This window comes from Bradyrhizobium sp. LCT2 (assembly GCF_009931255.1).
Taxonomy (GTDB): domain Bacteria; phylum Pseudomonadota; class Alphaproteobacteria; order Rhizobiales; family Xanthobacteraceae; genus Bradyrhizobium; species Bradyrhizobium diazoefficiens.
Genome location: NZ_CP034432.1, coordinates 1,853,955 through 1,874,027 on the forward strand (window position 1 = coordinate 1,853,955; position 20,073 = coordinate 1,874,027).

Below are 20,073 nucleotides of genomic sequence, written 5' to 3' on the forward strand. Positions count from 1 at the left end.
CAGTATCGAGCCTGCCGGAACGGGTGGCAAGCCGTCGAGGCTTAGGGCAAAGGTCGGAGAGTGGCTACTGGAATCGTCGCAAAACCGCGCTGCCGCAGGTGCGAAGCGCCGGCTTCGGTTTAATTCGCAGGGGCGTTAACTGTTGTTGGCCGGCTTGGCGGGAGGCTTGGTCGCGGCCTTGGGCTTGGCGGGTTTTGCCGCCTGATCGCTATTTGCGGCGGGTTTCGCCGCCGCATCGGGCTTCGCCGCGGCATGCTTGGTCCCGGCGGGTTTGGCTGCGGTCTTGGTGTCAGCCTTTGCGTCACCCTTCACATCACCCTTGGCGCCTGGCTTCGCTGCCGCCGTCTTGGTGTCCTTCGGCTTATCAGCCGCCTTGTCGGCTGCGTCGGGTTTCTTGGCGACACGCGACTTCTTGCCACGCGCCTTCGGCGTGGCCTGCTGGTCGGCATCGGCTGCGACCGCGGCGATCAGGGCAGTGCCGGTGCGGGTCGGGCCGGTATAGACCAGCACGGGCTCGGCTGCCGCCGGCGCCGAGGCCATCAGCTCGGAGGCCTTCATCAGGGGCGGCTGAAGCCCGGCGGTGAAGAAGGTCACCTGGGCTTCGCCGCCGGTGGCGGAGGCCGATCCGGTCGTGCCGCCATTGGCCGCGATCAGGGCATCGTCGTCGTCGCTCGCCGGCCGCTTGCGATGGCCGCCGCACATGTCGTCGCGCAGGTTCGGCGGCGAGGCGTCGACCGGCACGAGGTTTTCGACGGTGCCGAGCGAGGGACGCAGCCACGACAGATTGTCCTGGCTGAAGCCGCGCTCCAGGAGCTGCGCCGCCTTCACCGCGCGCGCCGTTCCGGAATTGGCGCCGAGCACAACGGCGATCAGCCGGCGGCCGTTACGTGTGGCCGAGGCGACGAGATTGTAACCGGAAGCGCAGATGAAGCCGGTCTTGAAACCGTCGGCGCCGGGATAGCGGCCGATCAGCTTGTTGAAATTCCCGGTGACACGCTTGCCGAAACGGATCGCCGGAATGTGCACGAAGTATTCGTATTCCGGCAGGTCGCGCAGGAACGAGCGTGCGAGAATGCCGAGATCCCGCGCGGACGTGATCTGACCATCGGCGGGCAGGCCGTTCGGATTGACGTAGCTCGTCTGCGTCATGCCGAGCTTCTTGGCGGTATCGTTCATCATGACGGAGAAGCCGTCGATCGATCCGCCGACGCCTTCGGCGAGTACCACGGCCATGTCGTTCGCCGACTTGACCATCATCATCTTCAGCGCGTTGTCGACGGTGAGCTGTGTTCCGGGGCGGAACCCCATTTTCGACGGCGACTGCGAGGCCGCTGTCGGCGACACCGTGAGCAGCGTGTCGAGCGTGAGCCTGCCGTCCTTCACCGCCTTCAACGTGACATAGGCGGTCATGATCTTGGTGACGGATGCCGGATACCAGGGAATGGTCGCGTTATCCGCCTGCAACACCTTGCCGCTGTCGGCTTCGATCAGCAGCAGCGCTTCGGCGCTCGCCGCGCGCGGCGCGAGCAGCGCGGCGCATGCGAGGGCCGCGGCGAACAGGTTGAACAGGGATTTGCGAAGCAGCGGGCGAAAGGCGTGCACTATCCGATTCCGGTCCTTGGAGATCCGCCGGTTCCGGACGGTTCTCGTGATCTGAGTTTCGGGTTTTGAATTCCGGCGCCGCCGCTTGCGGCGTCGCAAACCTATACCGGCTCCTGCGTCGAGAATAGGGGTTTCGGCGCGGTATTCCGCAATGAAATAGGCCGAATTTCGGCGGTCCTGCGGGGACTTGCTAGGGGGATTTGGCTGCAGTCGCGATAGTCTCGGCCGCCGTCACGCTGGCCCGTGTGTTGGCTCGTGACTGTTCCTGCACCATGAACTGGGCCCTGGCGAGCTCGGCAAAATGGCCGCCTTTGGCCACGAGTTCATCGAAAGTTCCGCTTTCGGTCACGCGCCCGTTCTCGAATACCAGGATCCGCGTGGCGTTGCGGATGGTGGCGAGGCGGTGGGCGATCACGAAGGTGGTGCGGCCCCTCATCACTTCGTCGAGAGCGGCGTTCACCTTGACCTCGGTAACGGCGTCGAGCGCACTGGTCGCCTCGTCCAGGATCAGGATCGGCGGGTCCTTCAGCAGCGCACGCGCGATCGACAGCCGCTGCCGTTCGCCGCCGGAGAGCATGCGGCCGCGCTCGCCGGCATTGGTCTCGAACCCGCCGCTGCGCTCGATGAATTCGAGCGCCTGTGCGCGCTCGGCCGCCTTGCGCATCTCGGCTTCGGTCGCATCCGGCTTGCCGACGCGCAAATTCTCCGCGATCGAGCGGTTGAACAAGAGCGCTTCCTGGAACACGACGCCGATGTTTCGCCGCAGCGAGGTCAGTGTAACGCGCGCACGTCCATGCCGTCGATCCTGATGAAGCCGGATTGCGGATCGAAGGCGCGATGCAACAGCGCAATCGCGGTGGACTTGCCGGCGCCGGTCGGGCCGACCAGCGCGACGGTCTGGCCGGGCAGCGCGGTGAAGGAGAGGTCCTCGACCGCCGGCCGCTTGCCGTCATAGGAGAAGGTGACGTCGTTGAACTCGACGAGGCCGGACAGGCGTCCGGCATCGATCGCGTCGGGACGGTCGTGGACCGCCGGCACGGCATCGAGCACGTTGAAGAATTCGCGCAGGCGCGGCGCTTCCATGAACACGTTGTTGATGAAGCTCACGACCTGCTCGAGCTTCTGGATCAGCAGCGTCGCAAAGCTCACGAACATCACGATCTCACCGACCGAGGTCAGCCCCTGGTCGTGCAGGGCGATGCCGAGCGTGAAGATCGCGAGCACAGTGATGGTGGTGGAGGCGCGCGTGATGACGGTGACGAGCGCCCACCAGGACAACACCGGCATCTGGGCTTCGAGCAATTGATTGGCGACCGAGCGCAGCCCCTGCACCTCGGATTCGACACGCACGAAGCTCTGCACCAGCGCGACGTTGCCGAGCGCGTCGGAGGCACGCGCGGAGAGCTCGCTGTAGTGCTCCTCGACCGCCATCTGCATGCCGAAGGTCCGGCGCACGACGAAAGTCGTCAGCGCCGTGAAGACGATGCAGAGTACGAACAAGAGGATCGCGAGCCGCCAGTTCAGATAGAGCGACAGCGGCAGCAGCACCACGACCGAGAGGATCGCGGCAAAGTGCTCGCGGAAGAAGCCGAGCCACAGCCGCCACAACGCATCGGTGCCGTTGAGCATCACCTTCATCAGCCGGCCCGAATGGGTGCCGGAGTGGAAGGTCAGCGGCAGCTGCAGAATGTGCTCGAAATAGTCGGTCAGCACCGCCTGGCGCTGGCGGTGGGACAGCCGGTCGGCTTGCAGCGCAACGAGCGCGCTGCATGCGATGGTGAACAGCCCGAACGCGACCCAGGCAGCCAGGAAGGGCCATGCCGAGCTCGAACCGGCGACTGACTTGCCCGAGAGCACGTCGACGATGCGGCCGAACAGGACGGGCTCGGCGAATTGCGAGGCGGCGAGCAGGAGATTGGCAAACGCCAGCAGCCAGCCCAGCCGCGCCTCCTTGCCGAGCAGCTCGAGAACGCGGGTGTAAAGGCTGAAAATGGACATGCGGACCGGTAACTCGGGCGGATAACGGGGCCCGTATTCTAAGCAGGGATCGCTCGCGAGATACAGCGGAAGCTAGCGGTTTTGCTCAATTGATCAGCCGCCCTGCGACCGGCGGCAGGAACCGGTCGTCGAAGATGTCGCCCGCGGCCGGCCGCTTGCGAAATTTGAAGTCCTGGGCGATCTGGTCGATCGAGCGGTCCAGCCGCGCCGGGTCGATGCCGCCGAGGCCGTTGCGCTTGACCTCGTCGGTCAGGATGTTGTCGACGAGCACGGTGCGCAGGCGCTCCAGTTCGAGGTCGCGGTCGCCGTCGTCGATACGGCTCGCGGCCTCGTCCGCCGCACGGGCGGGCTCTTTGACGGTCGCGTTGATACCGGCGATCAAGGCGCGGACAAATCCCCTCAGCGCGTCCGGCTTCGCCGCGGCGAAAGCGGGGTTGGCCACCACGGCAAAGCCATAGGCTTCGCAGCCATAGTCGGCATAGCGCAGCACCACGAGATCGTCGCCGGGCACGCCGCGGTCGCGCAGGTTCACCGCCGAGAGATAGCTGAAGCCGGCGACGGCATCGACTTGCCCCGCGGACAGGATCGGCTCGCGCACCGCCGCGCTCATCTTGTGGAATTTGATGCGCGACACGTTGATGCCGTTCTGCTGCGCCAGTGCCGGCCACAGCCGCATCGACAGATCGCTGTCGGCGACGCCGACGGTCTTGCCGTCGAGATCGGGCAACAGGTGGATGCCGCGGCTCCTGCGCGCGACGATCGCGTAGGGCGCGCGGTTGAACAGCACGAACACCGCCTTGAGCGGCGCCGCCTCGTCCTTGTCGCGAAAGCGGATCAGCTCGTTGATGTCGACGAGCGCGAGCTCGCTGTCGCCCTTGGCGACGCGCGCGAGCGTCTCCGGGGACCCGGGCGCGGTGTTGAAGGAGACGTTGAGGCGCTCGGCGCCGAATTTGCCGTCCTTCGCGGCAAGGAAGAACGGCGCCATGCTCGCATCGATCGGGCGGTCGAAGGTGAAGTGGATCGCGACGGAGGGCACGGCGGTCTCCGCCGCGGTGACGTCGCGTGCGGTCAGTGTCGCAAGCGAGATCGAGAGCGCCAGCAGGCAACGAGAAATGATCGTCTTGAATTCTGACATCAGTTGCGCCGGTCCCGCATTGTTGTGGTTTCGTGACGCTCGCAGCGCCGGCCGGCGACGAGCCTGCGCGCGCCAATATGAACGGCGGATGAGCGGTGGTTGCGTCACGATTACGCAACCCCGTTCAGCTTGTGTTGGGGTTCGGGAACCCAACATGGGACGTGGGTGTTTGAAAGACATGAGCCTGTCTGCGCAGGCACCATTCGAGGTCCCAAGGAGGGTCCAGGACATGTTCGACCGATTTTCGAGACTGGCCGGCCGCAAGGCCGTTCTCGCCACCGCTGCGGTGCTGGCGCTGACTGCGGTCGCTCCGACCGCCTCATACGCCGGCGGCCGTCACTGGCGTGGTGGTGGTGGTGGCGCAGCGGCTGCCGCAGCCTTTGCCGGCATCGTCGGCACCGGCCTTGCCATCGCCGCGACCCGCAATGCCTATGCCTATGACAACGGGCCCTATTATGGCGGTTATGGCGGTCCGGCCTATTACAGCGGCCCTGCCTATTACGGCGACGGCCCCTATTACGGTCCGGGCCCGAACTACCAGTATCAGCGCTACGGCGGCACCGCCCCCTCCGAGCTCTGCGGCCAAGGCTATTACACCAACTGCTACTAGCCTTGACGACGAGCCTTGAAGACCAGCCCTGGCGACCAGACCTTGGCTACCAAGGGTTGACCAAAACAGGCCGTCGCACTTGCCGCGCCGGCCTGTTTTTTGCTTTAATTGCCGGGCGTTAACGCGTTCGCCATTGGTTTAGAGTAGTTTTGAGTACCATGAGTGATTCGCTTGAGCGGCTATATCTGGCTGTGCTCGCGGCCAGAGACCTTGATCCGGCAACATCGCGCACCGCCCGGCTGTTTCAGCGTGGCCCCTCCAAAATGGCGAAGAAACTGGCCGAAGAGGCCATTGAGGTCGTCATCGATGCCGTCAATGGCGACACCGATGCCGTGGTCCGGGAAAGCGCCGACCTGCTCTACAACCTCACCGTGCTCTGGGCCTCGGCCGGCGTGCGCCCCGAGGACGTCTGGCGCGAGATGACGCGGCGGGAAGACATGCTCGGCATCGCCGAGAAGCTGCCGAAGTCGGCGATGAAGCTGCCCAAAGTTGCGTCACCGCGCGTCGCCGCGAGGCGGCCAATTGTCGCGCTCGAGGGCCGTACGGCGCGCAAGCGCCACTAGAACCGTCATAATTCGCCTCAATCTCGGCATGGACAAATCCGTCCCATGGTGCTTCATCGCGGCGCCATGCTGAAACGTATCTACGACTGGTGCATCGACGCCGCCCACAAGCCCTACGCGCTCTGGATCATGGGAGCCGTGGCTTTCGCCGAAAGCTCCTTCTTTCCGGTTCCGCCGGATGTGATGCTGATCCCGATGTCGCTGGCGCGCCCGCAGCGCGCCTGGGTCTACGCGGCGGTCTGCACCGCGACCTCGGTGCTCGGCGGCCTGCTGGGCTACGCCATCGGTGCGCTGCTGTTCGACTCGGTCGGCCACTGGCTGATCCAGGTCTATGGCCTCGGCGACAAGGTCGATGCCTTCCGCGCCTCCTATGCGGAGTGGGGTGCGGTGATCATCCTGCTCAAGGGGTTGACGCCGATCCCCTACAAGCTCGTCACCATCACCTCGGGCTTTGCCGGCTACAATATCGGCCTGTTCGTCCTGTGCTCGATCGTCGCGCGCGGCGGACGCTTCTTCATCGCCGCGATCCTGCTCAACCGCTATGGCGACTGGATCCGGGTTCGGATCGAGAAGCATCTCGGTCTGTGGGTTGCGCTCGGTGCCGCCGTGCTGGTGCTCGGCTTCGTGGTGGCGGTCAAGCTGATCTAGAGAATGATCCGGACCCGAAGGGCCGCGTCAGCGCAAAGCGTGAAGCGGTTTTGCGGATAGATCATGCTCGACGGATAACGCATCCGCAGCGCTTTGCCGCTGCGCCGGCTTCGGCTACGGTTGCCGTCATGATGGTTCGATCCGGCAATCCGGCCGTGCGGCTTGGGACGCTGACGTCAGCAGTGCTGCTGCTCCTGCTGGGTGCGGGCGGGACTGGATGGCCGCAATCCGCGCCGCCGGCGCTCGGCTTGCAGGAGCAGGGGCCGCAGGCTGCTCCGCCACCATCGACGCCTGCCCCGCCGGCGGGCGGGGAAAATCCCGGGCTGATCAACGAAATGGGCAAGCTGTTCGACAAGCTGCCCTCGATCCTGCCGCCGATCAAAAGTCCGAGCGAGACCATGAATGACCTGTCGCGGCTGGCCACGCCCTCGACCATGGTCTCGGGGCGCGTGGCCTGTCCGGTCTCGTCGAACGGCGCGCCGGATTGCAAGCAGGCCGCCGACCAGCTCTGCCAGGGCAAGGGCTACAAGCAAGGCAAGAGCCTCAACGCCGACTCCGCCGAGAAATGCTCGGCCAAGGTTCTCATCCCGGGCAGGCAACGCAAACCGGACGACTGCCGCACCGATACTTTCGTGACCAGCGCGCTGTGCCAGAACTGACGTGACGACGCCGCGCGCGAGCAACCAGGAGCGCCCATGAGCCGTACGGAGCAGGATTTCCTCGGACAGCGTGAGATCGCCGACGATATTTACTACGGCGTCCAGACCATCCGCGGGAAGGAGAACTTCCACATCACCGGCATTCCGATGAACCAGGAGCCTTACTTCGTGAAGGCGCTGGGTTACGTGAAGAAGGCCGCGGCGATGGCCAATCGCGATCTCGGCGTGATCGACGCCAGGGTGGCCGATGCGATCATCCTCGGCTGCGACCGCGTGATTGCCGGCGACATGATGGATCAATTCGTCACCGACTTCATCCAGGGCGGCGCCGGCACCTCGACCAACATGAACGCCAACGAGGTGATCGCCAACCTCGCGCTGGAATCGCTGGGCTTCAAGAAAGGCGACTACCAGCACGTCAGCCCGAACGATCATGTGAACTACGGCCAGTCGACCAACGACACCTATCCGACCGCCTTCCGCCTCGCGCTGATCCTGCGGCTCGAGAGCTACATGACGGCGCTGCGCCAGCTCCAGGAGGCGTTCTTCGCCAAGGGCCGTGAGTTCGACCGCGTGCTGAAGATGGGCCGTACGCATCTTCAGGACGCCGTGCCGATGTCGCTCGGCGCCGAATTCCGCGGCTGGGGTACCACCATGGGCGAGGAGGTCGATCGTATCTCCGAGGCACGGGCGCTGCTGCGCGAGATCAATCTCGGCGCGACCGCGATCGGCACCTCCGTCACCGCGGCGCACGGCTATCCCAAGCTCGCCGTCCGGCATCTGAGCGCGCTGACCGGCATCGACTTCATTCTCGCCGGCGACCTCGTCGAAGCGACCTCGGACACCGGTGCCTATGTGCAGCTCTCCGGCGTGCTCAAGCGCACGGCGAGCAAGCTGACAAAAATCTGCAACGACATCCGGTTGCTGGCTTCGGGCCCGCGCGCCGGCTTCAACGAGATCAACCTGCCGCAGCTCCAGCCGGGCTCCTCGATCATGCCGGGCAAGGTCAATCCCGTGATCCCCGAGGTCGTCAACCAGACCAGCTTCCTCGTCATCGGCCTCGACACCACGGTGACGCTTGCCGCGTCCGCCGGCCAGCTCCAACTCAATGTGATGGAACCGGTGATCTCGTTCGCGCTGTTCTTCTCGATCCGCACCATGGAGCGCGCGGTCAACAGCCTGCGCGAGAACTGCGTCGTCGGCATCACCGCCAACGCGGAGCACACCCGCAACATGGTGCTGAACTCGCTCGGTATCGTCACGGTGCTGAAGCCGCTGCTCGGCTACAAGCAATGCGCCGAGATCGCGCGCGAAGGTTACAAGAGCGGCAAGTCGCTGCACCAGATCGTGGTGGTCGAGCGCAAGCTGCTGACGCAGGAGAAGTGGGACGAGATGTTCTCGTTCGAGCGGCTGATCAATCCGGACCTGATTGCGTGATGTCTCATGGTCATTCCGAGGCGGGCGAAGCGTCGAGCCCGGAATCCATTTCGCCCACGCGTGCGGAGGTCAGACGGATACTGGGCTCGCGCCTTTCGGCGCGCCCCGGAATGACGGAAGAGGAATTCCGCGGCTTGGAATTGCGGTAACGGCATCTTCCGCGGCGGCAAAACGCAATACTTGACAGTGGAAAGATTGCCTTGTTGGTATGGCTCCCAACTTCGATTTGACCGCCAATAGAGGATCGTTTCGCGATGTCCATGCCTGCCTTGTTCAAAGGGCGCCTGTCGATCCCCGTGATCGGCTCGCCGCTCTTCATCATCTCGGTGCCCGATCTCGTGATCGCGCAGTGCAAGGCGGGTGTCGTCGGCTCGTTTCCGGCGCTGAACGCGCGGCCGCCCGAGTTGCTCGACGAATGGCTGGCGCGGATCACCGAAGAGCTCGCGGCCTATGATCGCGCGCATCCCGACAGGCCGTCGGCGCCGTTCGCGGTCAACCAGATCGTGCACAAGTCGAACAACCGGCTCGATCACGACATGCAGCTCTGCGCCAAGTACAAGGTGCCGATGATCATCTCCTCGCTCGGCGCGCGCGAGGAACTGAACCAGGCCGTTCACGGCTGGGGCGGCATCGTCTTCCACGACGTGATCAACCAGAAATTCGCGCACAAGGCGATCGAGAAGGGCGCCGACGGCCTGATCCTGGTCGCGGCCGGCGCCGGCGGCCACGCCGGCGTGATCTCGCCGCTTGCCTTCGTGGCGGAAACGCGAAAGTGGTTCGACGGCCCGATCGCGCTGTCGGGCGCAATCGGCAACGGCAAGGCGATCCGCGCCGCGCGCATCCTCGGCGCCGACTTCGCCTATATCGGCTCGGCCTTCATTGCGACCAAGGAAGCCAACGCTGTCGAGAAGTACAAGGAGATGATCGCGGGGTCGACGGCCGACGACATCGTCTATTCCAACCTCTTCACCGGCGTGCACGGCAATTATCTGAAGCCCTCGATCCTCGCCGCCGGCATGGATCCGGAGAACCTGCCGACGTCCGATCCGTCCAAGATGAATTTCGGCACCGATGCCTCGGGCGAGCGCGCCAAGCCGAAGGCCTGGAAGGAGATCTGGGGCTCGGGTCAGGGCATCGGCAGCGTCGACCAGGTTCTGCCTGCCGCCGAGCTGATCGCGCGCTTCAAGAAGGAATACGACGAGGCGATCGATCCGCCGTTGTGAACGGCGGCTATTGCGTATTGCAGCGCGCGTATCTTTCCTCCGTCGTGCTGGACAAGCGCAGCGGAGCGGAGCGCAGATCCAGGACCCATTACCCCAGGGAGTAGTTTGGCGAAGACTCGGAGTTGAGAGTTGCGCGCCACAACTTCTCCCTGGGGTAATGGGTCCTGGCTTTCGCCAGGACGACACTGTCATTGGAACTCCGAGCGTCTCAGCCAACAGAGATCTGCACCATGCCCCCGATCTACCGTGTCGACGGCAACAGTGTCGTCACCAGCCCTGACGCTGCGGGTCCGTGGGACCGGCGCATGCAGCATGGCTCGGCGCCGGCATCGCTGGTGACGTGGGCGGCCGAGCGTATTCCGACGCCTGTTACGATGGACATCGCGCGCGTCACCATCGATCTGATGCGCCCGGTGCCGGTGGCGCCGCTCACGATCAAGACCGAGGTCTTGCGCGAGGGCCGCAAGATTCAGCTCTGCGAAATCAAGCTGCTCGCCGACGGCGTGCAGGTCGTGGGCGCCACAGTGCTGAAGATCAGGCGTCAGGCGCAGGCGCTGCCGGATGACGTCAAGGAAGTCCCGCTCACGCTGCCGTCACCGGAGGATTCGCTGGTCGAGGACGGTCATGCCGCCACCAGCCCGTTCGTGCGCTCGGTCTCGATGCGGGCCGCGCGCGGCCGCTTCGGCCAGGCCGGTGCGGGCGCGATCTGGTTTCGCGTCGACCATCCCCTGATCGAGGGCGAAGCGATCTCGCAGGCCATGCGCGCCGTGGTCGCCGCCGACTTTTCCAACGGCACCGCCTCGACGCTCGACTTCCGCGCCTGGACCTACATCAACGCCGATCTCACCGTGAGCCTTGCGCGCCAGCCGGTCGGCGAGTGGATCCTGCTCGACGGCGACTCCTGGATCGGCCCTGATGGCGCAGGACTCGCCATGGCGCGGCTGGCGGATCGGCAGGGCTATTTCGGTCGCGCGGTGCAGAGTTTGGTGATCGAGAAGCGGTGAGCGTGACGGCAAGCGCCGTGATCGCTGCTTGAGCTGAAGGAACGGCAGACTTCCGCCGCCGCGGAAGGGATGCCCTGGTCGCGAGCCTCTTCTCTTGTCCGGAGGTCTCTGTTCGACGCCAGCGTCCTGCCTGTTCAACTGCCGTAGACGATCTTGATCTCCCACAGCAGGACAACAATAGCCGTGATCAACGTGATCGCGGCCAACGCACTTTCCAAGGAAGCGACTCTCATTTGATACTCCGCTTCCCAGCCCCATCAGCGGTCTAGTTGATTCGTTGATTCGCCCGCAATCGCGCGGACGGCGTGCCTGAAAAGTCCCTTCCGCGCTGTTGTTCGCCAGTCACAGCGACACCGTAAAATCCCGGGGTCGGGCGCGGGGGCCTGCACGGTGCCGCCTGCCACAAGTTGCAGATCGAGACGACTACCCCACCATCCGGTCCCGCCCGCTCCAGAATCCCGCGCGCAGCACCTTCTTGTCGACCTTGCCGACGCCGGTCATCGGCAATTGCTTGACGAACTGGATCTGCTTTGGCGCATGCGCCGAACCTTTCCGCGTCTTCACGAAATTGATCAGCTCGTCCGGATCGGGCTTTGCGCCTTCGCGCGGCACCACGATGGCGGTGACGGCTTCGCCCCATTTCTCGTCGGGGATGCCGACGACCGCGACCATCGCGACATCGGCGTGCTGCGACAGCACGTCCTCGACCTCGCGCGGAAAGATGTTGAAGCCGCCGGAGACGATCATGTCCTTCTTGCGGTCGAGGATGAACATGTAGCCGCGCTCGTCCTTGCGCGCGATGTCGCCGGTGTGGACCCAGCCGTTGTTCAGCGTCTCGGCGGTGATGTCAGGCCGCCTCCAGTATTCCGCCATCACATGCGGGGCGCGCACGCAGATCTCGCCGGCCTCGCCCGTCTTCACCTCCTGGTCGTTGTCGTCGAGGATCCTGACCTCGCAGGCCGCGATCGGGAAGCCGCAGGACAGGAACAGTTCGGGCGTCCGGGGATCATGGTCCTTCTTGCGCAGCACCGAGATCGGATAGCATTCGGTCTGGCCGTAGAGCTGCGAGAACACCGGCCCGATCCGTTCGATGCCCTCGATCAGCCGGCTCGGCGACATCGCGGAGGCACCGTAGAGCACGAGCTCGAGCGAGGAGAGGTCGGTCCTGCTCAGAGCGGGATGATCGAGCAGCACATAGATCATGGTGGGCACGAACAGCGTGAAGTTGATGCGCTCGCGCGCGATGGTCGCCAGCACGGCCTCGGGATCGAAACCCTTCAGCATGTGCACGGTGCCGCCGCGCATCAGGGTCGGCAGCACCTTGGTGCCGGCGACATGGCTGATCGGGGCGACCGCGAGATAGCGCGCATCTTCCGGGATTTCGAAGTCGGCGAGGATCGCGGCGGCAGCCCCGGCATTTTCGCGGTGGTAGCGCAGCGCGCCCTTGGATTTGCCGGTCGTGCCGCCGGTGTAGTTCAGCGTGGAGAGATCGTCAGGGCCGGCGAGGCAATGAGCGCTGGCATGGCCTTCGATCTCGATCGCCTGCAACAGGTCGACGCCATAGCCGGCCGGCCCCGTGGTGAAGACCGCCTTGAGCCGGCTCGCACTCGCGGCAAGCTCGCCGCCGCGATCGCGGAACGCGGCCGCATCGACCACCAGCACCTCGGCCTCGGAATCCTCGAGTTGGAACAGCTGGTCTCCCCGCGATCCCAGTGGATGCAGCCAGGTGACGCAAAACCTCGACAATTGCGCTGCGACACCCGCGCACCAGGTGTCGGCGCGGTTCGCAGTGAGGAAGGCGACGCGCGCGCCGGGCTGCACTCCAAGCCGCATGAACACGCCCTGGATGCGCCCGATCAGGTCGATGGTGCCCTGATAACTCAGCGATCCGCCAGGCCAGGCGAACGCGGTGCGGCCGGGATAGCGCGCCAGCGCCCGCAGCGCCTGTGCGCAAGTCGGGGACGATGCGTGGAGCGGATCTGACATATGTTTCCTCGCTGCTTTGTCATCGGCTTCTGGCGTGCCAATGTTTGCCGTAACGCTAGCACAGGGAATGCGGGATGGAACGACACAGCCCGCGCGAGGGAGGCATGCGTGACGTCTGATCGACTGCAACGTTTCCGCGATCGCCTGGCACTGCCGCTGATCGCCGCGCCGATGTTTCTGGTGTCGGGTGTCGAGCTCATGGTCGCGGCCTGCCAGAGCGGCGTGATCGGCAGCTTTCCCAGCGCGAATTGCCGTAGCGCGGAACAGCTCGACGAATGGCTCCGCGAGATCGAAGCGCGGCTGCGCCGGCATGAAGATCAAGCCGGCCGCAAGGCGGCGCCGCTCTGCCCAAACCTGATCGTGCACCGCTCCAATGCGCGGCTGGAGCAGGATCTCGCGGTGCTGCTGCGGCACAGGCCGGAGATCGTCATCACCTCGGTCGGCTCGCCCGCGCCAGTGCTCAAGCCGCTGCATGACGCCGGTGCGCTGGTGTTGGCGGATGTCGCCTCGATCCGCCACGCCGAACGTGCGGCGGAAGCAGGTGCCGATGGACTCGTGCTGCTCACGGCGGGCGCGGGCGGGCAGACCGGCTGGCTCAATCCGTTCGCCTTCGTCCGCGCGGTGCGCGCATTCTACGATGGCATCATCGTGCTCGCGGGCGGCATCAGCGATGGCCGCGCGCTGCATGCCGCGGAAGTGCTCGGCTGCGATCTCGGCTACATGGGCACGAAGTTTATCGCGACGCGCGAGAGCATGGCGGATGATCGTTACAAACGGATGCTGGTCGAGAGCAGCGCCGACGACATCCTGCTGACCACCGCGTTCACGGGGCTTCAGACCAGCATGCTGAAGCCGTCGATCGTCGCTGCGGGGCTTGATCCCGACGACCTGCCGGCGCGCGGGGCGATCGACATCGCCAAGGACATCGACGTCAACGCGCGCGAGAACCGGCCAAAGCGCTGGCGCGATATCTGGAGCGGCGGGCACTCGACCTCCGGCGTGACCGATGTGCTCGCGGTTGACGATCTCGTCGCGTCGACGCTCGCGGAATATCGCGCGGCGGGTGGGCGGTAGGCTCCTCTCCCTCTCCCCGTATGAACGGAGCGAGGGAGACCAGGTGCCGTCGCATCGATCACAGTTAATCCTGCATGGCTCGATTCCCCCTCACTTAACGGCAGATTAACCATCGCCCGCCCAGAATCCCCCTCAAGGCCGCCAATCAGGACCGAGAGGGACAGGCGATGGATTTCGATTTTCTCAACTCCAAGACGGCGGCTTCGCTGGACGAAATCCGCGTCCGCGTGGCCCATGCGCTGGCCCGCCACCCGCTGTGCCGCAATGTGCGCTTCGATATCGTCAGCGTCCCCCGCACCCGCCGGGGGGGCAACTGGACGGTGACGCTGCAATCGGTCGAGCCGCGCGCGGTCTGGGAGGCCTCCGAAATCGTCGCGGACATCCAGGATGCCTACGATCTGGCCTCAGCTGCTTGATTTTACTCGGCTTTTTAGTCGTGTCGCCATAGGCATGGTGATTGTCGCCGCAAAGGCACACTCAAGCCTTAATTCGTTCCTTTTTCCCGGGCACCGTTGACAACATCGTGAACCGCCCCTCCCCCTCGGAGAGACGTTTGTCCAAAGCCATCACCATCGTCGTTCTGACCTGTTTCCTCGTCCTCGGTGCCGCCACCACCGCCATTCTCGGACGCGACAGCGTGCCCAGCGTTAGCGCCGAGATGATCACCCAGGCCCCGCCGAAACCGCTCGCGACCAACCGCGCCGCCAAGGCCGACCGTCTGGTTCCGACCCTGGCGCTGGCCTCGGCCGCGATCGAGCCGGTCCAGGTGCCCGCCGACAAGCTTGGGCAGGCGCCGGTGCTGACCGAGCCGCTGCGCCAGGCCTTTGCCGCCGCCACTCCGTCCGATTTTCCGATGTCCAAGACGGGTTCATCGGCGAGCGTGAACGAGGCGCCCACGGCGGAAGCTCCCGCCGTCGAAGTCCCGGCCAAGCCGAAAGTCGTCGCCAAGCCGCAGCCGCAGAAGTCCTATTCGCTGCTCTCCGACGTTCAGATTTCGGGCATCAAGGATCGTCTGAAGCTGTCGTCGTCGCAGGAATATTACTGGCCTTCGGTCGAGACGGCGCTGCGCAACGTCGTCCGCAGGATCCAGGCGAACAAGCTGTCGAATCCGAACGCGCCGCCCGGCGCGCAGATCGATCCGAACTGCGACGAGGTCCAGCAGTTGAAGTCGGCCGCGATGCCGCTCCTGTTCCAACTGCGTGACGACCAGAAAGAGGAAGTGCGCAAGCTCGCCCGCATCATTGGGCTCGAGAAGGTCGCGCAGCAGATCTGACGCGCGGTTTCCGAAAACATCATGCTCAAACAATGAGCTGAGGCACGATGGCGAGCCATCGCGCTGAGGGAACCGCCGATATCAGGAACATCCGGCAATCTCCAGGCGTTGCCCGCTCCAAAAGAGGGAGTGGACCAATGCGCGCCTCGACAGCCTATTTCGTCGGTGCCGGAACCATCGTCGCGGCCATCGCTATTGGTCTCGGTGGCGGCATCGTCGCCGGCAACATCATGAATCCGATCGCGCCCAAGCAGGGGCCGGATGCCGGCAAGCTGGCGCAGCGCACGGAAGCGGCTATCGCGCCGGTCCAGAGCAATGCGCCGTCGGAGCGCGTGCAATATCTCACCGGCTCGCAAGCCTTCGGCACGATGATCGCCGCACCCGCGCAGGCGCGGGAGGACGCAAAGCCTGAGACAAGGCCCGACACGCAGGTCACTCCGGCGAACGCCGAGCCCCCCGCGCCGCAGCCGTCGCAATCGGCCGCGGTCGAGCCGCCGAAACCGGCATCGCCATCGCCTCCGCAGGCCGCAAAGCCCGTCGAACAGCAGGCTTCGACAGAGCCGTCCTCCTCACCTGACAACGCCTATGCCAAGGCGAGAGATTTTGACGTGAAGCGTGCCGCGTCCGAACGGCGCCGGATGGATCGCCGCGAGCGTTGGTCCGAGCGTCACCGCTATGAGTCCCGCGATCCACGCGGCATGCGCGACCGGACCGATTGGGACGACGTGGCCCGCAACATTCGCCAAGATTCAGACGCGCGCGATTACGCGGGCCGGCCGCGCGGCGGCTTCCCGCAGATCAGGCTGTTCGGCCCCGACGACGACTAGCACCTAGCCCAGGGTCGCGGTCGCTGCGCACTCGGCAATCAGGATCGTCGGCGTCTGGATGTTGCCGGAGATCATGATCGGGATCACCGAGCCGTCCGCGATATGCAAGACGTCAATGCGTCGCACCTGCAACCGCTGCGGATCGACGACGGCGAGATCGTCCATGCCCATCCGGCAGCGCCTCGTCATTCCGGGATGCGTGCGCAGCACGCAGGCCCGGAATCCATTTATCCGCGATGACCGCAGCGCGATGGATTCCGGGCTCGCGCCGTCGGCGCGCCCCGGAATGACCGCTAGCTCAGCCCCCGTGCGACTCCACCACCTTGCGGCAGCCGTCCGAAAGCTTCGACTTGTTCTCGCGCAGGCAGGCGTTCATCTGCGGCGGCTTGCCGACATGCTCGGCGCAGAATTTGCTGGCGTCGCCGCGGCAGGCCATCTGCTCCTGCAGCGTCGGACCGGATTGTGCCGCGGCGGGTAGGGCGGTGGCGGCAAGCAGCAGCGCGGCAAGAATCGAAATCTTCATAAAACACCTCTTTGGGCTTGTCGGTGGTCCCATTCGGGATCAAGCGGGCGGACCATCTCGCGAAGGCCTGGTGCCGGTCCATGCCATGTTCATGGCATCGGATCGCGCTTCTGGCCTGCGTACCCCCATCTTCATGGCATGTATCCGTACGCCGTCTTTTGCCATTCAGACTGCACGTCGGCTGCGAACCCGGTGATTGCACCGGGACGCCGAACGGGAAGCAGGAGAGCAAGATGTCGAAAAGAGCGGGAGTGCTGAGCGCCGGGCTGACGATCATGGCGCTGGCGGGTGCGGCGATGGTGTCGCTGGGCACGAGCCCGGCGCAGGCGGTGGTTTATTGCAAGACGGTCGGCGTGCCCAAGGGCTGCGTGGTGCGGCCGACGGCGGCGGTGGTGGTCGCGCCGGGAGCCCCGGTCGCGGCGGCTGCGGTCGCGACGCCCGGCGTCGGTGCGCCCGGTGTCGGCGTACGTGCCGGCACGCCGATGAATCGCGGCGGCCCGGTCAATCGCGTCGGTGTTCGCTGAGCTCTTCTTCACCTCGCCCCGCTTGCGGGGAGAGGTCGAATTCGAGCGTAGCTCGAATTCGGGTGAGGGGGACTCTCCACGAGTCTAACTGTCGCCGTCCTTGCGGAGACTCCCCCTCACCCCGACCCTCTCAGCGCGAGCGAAGCTCGTCGCGGCCCCGCAAGCGGGGAGAGGGAGAGGAAAGACTTCGGGCGACGGGATGACTTGCGGACGAACCCCCCGTCCTCCGCATGAAGATCATCCGGCCCGTTCCCTCTCTCCGTGCGTCCCACACGTTCGGGGAGGGGGGCTTTTCAGCCGGCAGCGGCGTCGCTGTCGGGAAAGATTTGCGGCAATTGCAGCCGCACCCGCGTGCCCGCGGCATCCGAGCTCAGATCGAGCACCGCGCCGCAGCGCGCGGCGCGGCTTCTCATGTTGCGCAAGCCCCGCGCGGTCTGGCTCGCGCCCGCGGCCTCGCAATTTCCGGCCAGCGCAAAACCGCGGCCGTCGTCGGTCACGCTGATCACGCCGTACGGCCCCTGGTCCGCGTCGAGCGTCTCGATCATGACCGCGATATTGCCGGCGTGCGCGTGCTTGACCGCATTGGTCACGGCCTCGTCGAGGATGCGCACGATCTGGATGACGTGCCATGGCCTGAGCTCGGGATGCAGCGGCAGGCCCTGCGGCGTCGCCACGCGCCAGTCGAGCGCGATGTCGTGCGGGCGCAATTGCATCGCCGCGCGCTCGCGCCAGGAGCCGAGCGCGAGCATGAGGTCGCCGCCGATGTCGTCCATGGAGTCGATGACGAGACGGAGATCCTTCAGCGCCGCGCGGGCGGCGTCCGTGATGGTCGCACCCTCATGGCCGCGCTCGGACAGCGCGACGATGCTGACGAGCTGGCCGCCGAGGCCGTCATGCAGGTCGCGCATCAGCCGCGTGCGCTCGTTGGCGAGCGCGGCGGCCCGGGCGCGCGCCTCCTCGCGGGCAAAGCTCGCCTTCAGCCGCTCCTCGGCCTCGCGCACGCGCGTCACGAGCTGGCCGGCAAAGCTGTCGACCTGGTTCAGCGCGCGGGCGAAGCGCCAGGTCAGGCCGGCGCCGATCGCGACCAGCATCGCCGAATAGGACAGGCGCGAGACGAAGATGCGTTCGTTGGTGACGATCTCGGACACCGACAGCATGTCGTGGACCCAGCAGGTCAGCACGATGCTCACCGCGCAGCCGAGCGTGAAGCTCGCGGCATCCTGCCGCCGCACCACCGCGGCCGCGGTGACGCAGGCCATCAGGAACAGGCAGACCCCGACCGTGGGGATGCCAAGCAGGAGAAACAGAATGCGCGGCAGTGGCGGCCCGGCGATCAGCCCGACCACGAACACGACGATGCCCGGCGCGAACAGCAGCGCGCCGTAACGCGGCCAGCGCCAGCCGAAGAACAGCACGCCGAACACGACGATCAGCGCGCTCTCGGTCGGTGCCGATGCCAGCAGCACCGCGGCAAGCCGCGACGTGGTGGCCGGCGGCACCGGCGGCGGAACGAACGCCTGCACCACGCCGAGCACCATCGCCGCCGCCAGCACGCCGTAGACCGGCTCGCGGCGCCGCATCAGCCACATGATCGCAAGGATGACAGCGAGGATGGACTGCCAGGCGGAGAACACCACCGGCAACGTGACGAACAGCAGCGTGCGTGTCTCATAGGCGGGACGCAAGGCTGCATCGGGGCCGACATAGACGGTGTCGAGAAAACCCTTCAGTGGTCCCCATACGAACAGCCGTACCGTGATCTCGTTGCCGCCGTCACGCAGCAGCGATGCGGGAATGAGCGCGATGAGCGGCGTGTTACGGTCCGGCCGGTTGGCGTTGAAATCGCGGCGGGAGTCGAGCACGACGACACCGTTGACGGCGACCTCCACCGCATTGCTGAAGCGCGGCAGGAACACCGACCATCCCGTCGCCGCATCGCCGCGCCCAACCGTGAAGGCGCCGGTGTAGAGCGGCGGATCGGCCAAAGAGTAACGCGACGAGGTGAAGTGCGGCAGCGTTACGGGACGGCTCGCGCCGTCCTCCCGCAGCGAAAATCCGCTCAAGGCAAAATCGTCGGGGTCGCTCGGCTGGAGCAGCCGCAGCCCGAGGATGGTGGCGATCACGATCAACGCCTGGAGCAGCAGGTAAGGCACGAGGCGCGCGGCCAGCAGCCGGCGCCGCGCGGGTTTGACCGGTGCCTTCGCCGCGATCTCGCTCACAGCTTGATCAGGCCCTGCTGGACGGCCTCGAACACCGCTTCGCTGCGCGTGTGGACCTCGAGCTTGCGATAGATGTTCTTGATGTGCCCGGGCACGGTCTGCCTGGACAGGCCGAGATGGCTTGCGATCTCGGCATAGCTGAAACCTTTGGCGATGCCCCAGAGGATGTCGATCTCGCGCGGGGTCAGTCTTGCGGTGTTGAGCGCGGGGCCCGGCGGCGGCTCCGCCGAATTTTGCGTTCGCCGCACGATGAAACGGGCGATCGAGGCCGAGATCGGGGAATGGCCGGCGACCAGATCGCGCACGGTGGTGGCGATATCGGTGGGGAAGGCGTCCTTGAGCAGGTAGCCGGTGGCGCCGACCGTGATCGCGGAGATCACACTCTCCTCGTCGCCGAGCGCCGAGATCACCATGATCTCGGTGTCGGGAAAGCGCTGCCGGACCTCGCGGATCAGCTCGACGCCATGGCCGTCGGGAAGCCTGAGATCGGTGAGCAGCACGCGCGGTGCCGCCTCGCCCAGCGCCGACCGGGCCTCTCCCAGCGTGCCGGCGCTGCGCACCTCGTAGCCGGCCTTGACCAGCGCATCCTGCAGCCGCCAGCAGGTCGGCGCGTCATCCTCGACGAGGAGGATGGTGATGGCGTCACCCGTCTCGCCCTGTTCGCTCATGTCCATCGTCCCGCACCGCGTGTCCCCCGCGGCGCACGGCAAGTTTACCCGCAGCAGGCACGCCGCGACACCCATAATCATGGGGGCCGCAATGAGGCGG

General features: G+C 65.7%; 19 protein-coding genes and 1 pseudogene. 12 read left to right on the plus strand and 8 right to left on the minus strand.

The features are described from left to right. Positions 1 to 135 precede the first annotated feature (135 nt). From EI171_RS09390 to EI171_RS09400, 3 genes and pseudogenes are all read right to left on the minus strand, one after another. Positions 136 to 1,602 carry a D-alanyl-D-alanine carboxypeptidase family protein gene (locus EI171_RS09390; protein WP_161533192.1) on the minus strand — a complete coding sequence of 489 codons (1,467 nt, stop codon included), beginning with the start codon at positions 1,600 to 1,602 and terminating at the stop codon, positions 136 to 138. Between the two features lie 190 nt (positions 1,603 to 1,792). Further along, positions 1,793 to 3,600 (minus strand): annotated as a pseudogene (locus tag EI171_RS09395) (glucan ABC transporter ATP-binding protein/ permease). 85 nt (positions 3,601 to 3,685) lie between these two features. Next, a complete protein-coding gene (locus EI171_RS09400; protein WP_161533193.1) occupies positions 3,686 to 4,735 on the minus strand; it encodes an ABC transporter substrate-binding protein in 1,050 nt (349 codons plus the stop codon). Positions 4,736 to 4,964: 229 nt separating this feature from the next. On the opposite strand from EI171_RS09400, the gene EI171_RS09405 reads away from it, so the two are divergent. From EI171_RS09405 to EI171_RS09435, 7 genes are all read left to right on the plus strand, one after another. Next, entirely contained in the window at positions 4,965 to 5,345 is a 381-nt protein-coding gene (locus EI171_RS09405; RefSeq protein ID WP_161533194.1) for a hypothetical protein, read from the plus strand. Positions 5,346 to 5,503: 158 nt separating this feature from the next. Continuing rightward, positions 5,504 to 5,908, plus strand: coding sequence for a phosphoribosyl-ATP diphosphatase (gene hisE, locus EI171_RS09410; RefSeq protein WP_011084141.1), 405 nt, complete (start codon positions 5,504 to 5,506; stop codon positions 5,906 to 5,908). A gap of 45 nt (positions 5,909 to 5,953) precedes the next feature. Continuing rightward, complete coding sequence (locus EI171_RS09415) at positions 5,954 to 6,556, plus strand: YqaA family protein (protein WP_161533195.1); 603 nt, start codon at positions 5,954 to 5,956, stop codon at positions 6,554 to 6,556. Positions 6,557 to 6,684: 128 nt separating this feature from the next. Continuing rightward, entirely contained in the window at positions 6,685 to 7,215 is a 531-nt protein-coding gene (locus EI171_RS09420) for a hypothetical protein (protein ID WP_011084143.1), read from the plus strand. Between the two features lie 36 nt (positions 7,216 to 7,251). Beyond that, positions 7,252 to 8,652 (plus strand): aspartate ammonia-lyase, encoded by a 1,401-nt coding sequence (locus EI171_RS09425; RefSeq protein ID WP_011084144.1) that lies wholly within the window; start codon positions 7,252 to 7,254, stop codon positions 8,650 to 8,652. Between the two features lie 254 nt (positions 8,653 to 8,906). Then, positions 8,907 to 9,875: a nitronate monooxygenase family protein gene (locus EI171_RS09430; RefSeq protein WP_011084145.1), complete on the plus strand. Its 969-nt coding sequence runs from the start codon at positions 8,907 to 8,909 to the stop codon at positions 9,873 to 9,875. A 230-nt stretch (positions 9,876 to 10,105) separates the two neighbouring features. Then, entirely contained in the window at positions 10,106 to 10,879 is a 774-nt protein-coding gene (locus EI171_RS09435) for a thioesterase family protein (protein WP_161533196.1), read from the plus strand. A 423-nt stretch (positions 10,880 to 11,302) separates the two neighbouring features. Here the strand turns inward: EI171_RS09435 and EI171_RS09440 are convergent, their stop codons facing one another. Beyond that, positions 11,303 to 12,865: an AMP-binding protein gene (locus EI171_RS09440; RefSeq protein ID WP_161533197.1), complete on the minus strand. Its 1,563-nt coding sequence runs from the start codon at positions 12,863 to 12,865 to the stop codon at positions 11,303 to 11,305. Positions 12,866 to 12,973: 108 nt separating this feature from the next. Between EI171_RS09440 and EI171_RS09445 the strand changes: the two genes are divergently transcribed. The 4 genes from EI171_RS09445 to EI171_RS09460 all read left to right on the plus strand — a co-directional run bounded on the left by EI171_RS09445 (position 12,974) and on the right by EI171_RS09460 (position 16,039). Continuing rightward, complete coding sequence (locus EI171_RS09445) at positions 12,974 to 13,939, plus strand: nitronate monooxygenase family protein (protein WP_161533198.1); 966 nt, start codon at positions 12,974 to 12,976, stop codon at positions 13,937 to 13,939. Between the two features lie 167 nt (positions 13,940 to 14,106). After that, positions 14,107 to 14,355: a hypothetical protein gene (locus EI171_RS09450; RefSeq protein WP_028173584.1), complete on the plus strand. Its 249-nt coding sequence runs from the start codon at positions 14,107 to 14,109 to the stop codon at positions 14,353 to 14,355. A 137-nt stretch (positions 14,356 to 14,492) separates the two neighbouring features. Then, a complete protein-coding gene (locus EI171_RS09455; protein WP_161533199.1) occupies positions 14,493 to 15,212 on the plus strand; it encodes a hypothetical protein in 720 nt (239 codons plus the stop codon). Positions 15,213 to 15,349: 137 nt separating this feature from the next. Next, on the plus strand, positions 15,350 to 16,039 hold the full coding sequence (locus EI171_RS09460) for a hypothetical protein (protein ID WP_161533200.1): 690 nt from the start codon (positions 15,350 to 15,352) through the stop codon (positions 16,037 to 16,039). A gap of 3 nt (positions 16,040 to 16,042) precedes the next feature. On the opposite strand, the gene EI171_RS09465 is transcribed toward EI171_RS09460, so the two are convergent. Both EI171_RS09465 and EI171_RS09470 read right to left on the minus strand, forming a co-directional pair. Beyond that, positions 16,043 to 16,204: a GMC oxidoreductase gene (locus EI171_RS09465; protein ID WP_246740474.1), complete on the minus strand. Its 162-nt coding sequence runs from the start codon at positions 16,202 to 16,204 to the stop codon at positions 16,043 to 16,045. A gap of 133 nt (positions 16,205 to 16,337) precedes the next feature. Next, entirely contained in the window at positions 16,338 to 16,562 is a 225-nt protein-coding gene (locus EI171_RS09470) for a cysteine rich repeat-containing protein (RefSeq protein WP_028173581.1), read from the minus strand. A gap of 233 nt (positions 16,563 to 16,795) precedes the next feature. On the opposite strand from EI171_RS09470, the gene EI171_RS09475 reads away from it, so the two are divergent. Continuing rightward, on the plus strand, positions 16,796 to 17,086 hold the full coding sequence (locus tag EI171_RS09475; RefSeq protein WP_028173580.1) for a hypothetical protein: 291 nt from the start codon (positions 16,796 to 16,798) through the stop codon (positions 17,084 to 17,086). Between the two features lie 293 nt (positions 17,087 to 17,379). On the opposite strand, the gene EI171_RS09480 is transcribed toward EI171_RS09475, so the two are convergent. Continuing rightward, the gene (locus EI171_RS09480) at positions 17,380 to 19,305 is read right to left on the minus strand and encodes an ATP-binding protein (RefSeq protein WP_161533201.1); all 1,926 of its coding nucleotides are present in this window, start codon (positions 19,303 to 19,305) and stop codon (positions 17,380 to 17,382) included. After that, positions 19,302 to 19,973 carry a response regulator transcription factor gene (locus tag EI171_RS09485; protein ID WP_161533202.1) on the minus strand — a complete coding sequence of 224 codons (672 nt, stop codon included), beginning with the start codon at positions 19,971 to 19,973 and terminating at the stop codon, positions 19,302 to 19,304. The genes EI171_RS09480 and EI171_RS09485 overlap by 4 nt, the downstream gene beginning before the upstream one ends. Between the last annotated feature and the right edge of the window lie 100 nt (positions 19,974 to 20,073).

Bases quoted from the DNA above. Each gene is read 5' to 3' on its own strand.
- EI171_RS09400 (WP_161533193.1), bottom strand. From the start codon at position 4,735: ATGTCAGAATTCAAGACGATCATTTCTCGTTGCCTGCTGGCGCTCTCG.
- EI171_RS09405 (WP_161533194.1), top strand. From the start codon at position 4,965: ATGTTCGACCGATTTTCGAGACTGGCCGGCCGCAAGGCCGTTCTCGCC.
- hisE (WP_011084141.1), top strand. From the start codon at position 5,504: ATGAGTGATTCGCTTGAGCGGCTATATCTGGCTGTGCTCGCGGCCAGA.
- EI171_RS09415 (WP_161533195.1), top strand. From the start codon at position 5,954: ATGGTGCTTCATCGCGGCGCCATGCTGAAACGTATCTACGACTGGTGC.
- EI171_RS09420 (WP_011084143.1), top strand. From the start codon at position 6,685: ATGATGGTTCGATCCGGCAATCCGGCCGTGCGGCTTGGGACGCTGACG.
- EI171_RS09425 (WP_011084144.1), top strand. From the start codon at position 7,252: ATGAGCCGTACGGAGCAGGATTTCCTCGGACAGCGTGAGATCGCCGAC.
- EI171_RS09430 (WP_011084145.1), top strand. From the start codon at position 8,907: ATGTCCATGCCTGCCTTGTTCAAAGGGCGCCTGTCGATCCCCGTGATC.
- EI171_RS09435 (WP_161533196.1), top strand. From the start codon at position 10,106: ATGCCCCCGATCTACCGTGTCGACGGCAACAGTGTCGTCACCAGCCCT.
- EI171_RS09440 (WP_161533197.1), bottom strand. From the start codon at position 12,865: ATGTCAGATCCGCTCCACGCATCGTCCCCGACTTGCGCACAGGCGCTG.
- EI171_RS09450 (WP_028173584.1), top strand. From the start codon at position 14,107: ATGGATTTCGATTTTCTCAACTCCAAGACGGCGGCTTCGCTGGACGAA.
- EI171_RS09460 (WP_161533200.1), top strand. From the start codon at position 15,350: ATGCGCGCCTCGACAGCCTATTTCGTCGGTGCCGGAACCATCGTCGCG.
- EI171_RS09465 (WP_246740474.1), bottom strand. From the start codon at position 16,204: ATGGACGATCTCGCCGTCGTCGATCCGCAGCGGTTGCAGGTGCGACGC.
- EI171_RS09470 (WP_028173581.1), bottom strand. From the start codon at position 16,562: ATGAAGATTTCGATTCTTGCCGCGCTGCTGCTTGCCGCCACCGCCCTA.
- EI171_RS09475 (WP_028173580.1), top strand. From the start codon at position 16,796: ATGTCGAAAAGAGCGGGAGTGCTGAGCGCCGGGCTGACGATCATGGCG.
- EI171_RS09485 (WP_161533202.1), bottom strand. From the start codon at position 19,973: ATGAGCGAACAGGGCGAGACGGGTGACGCCATCACCATCCTCCTCGTC.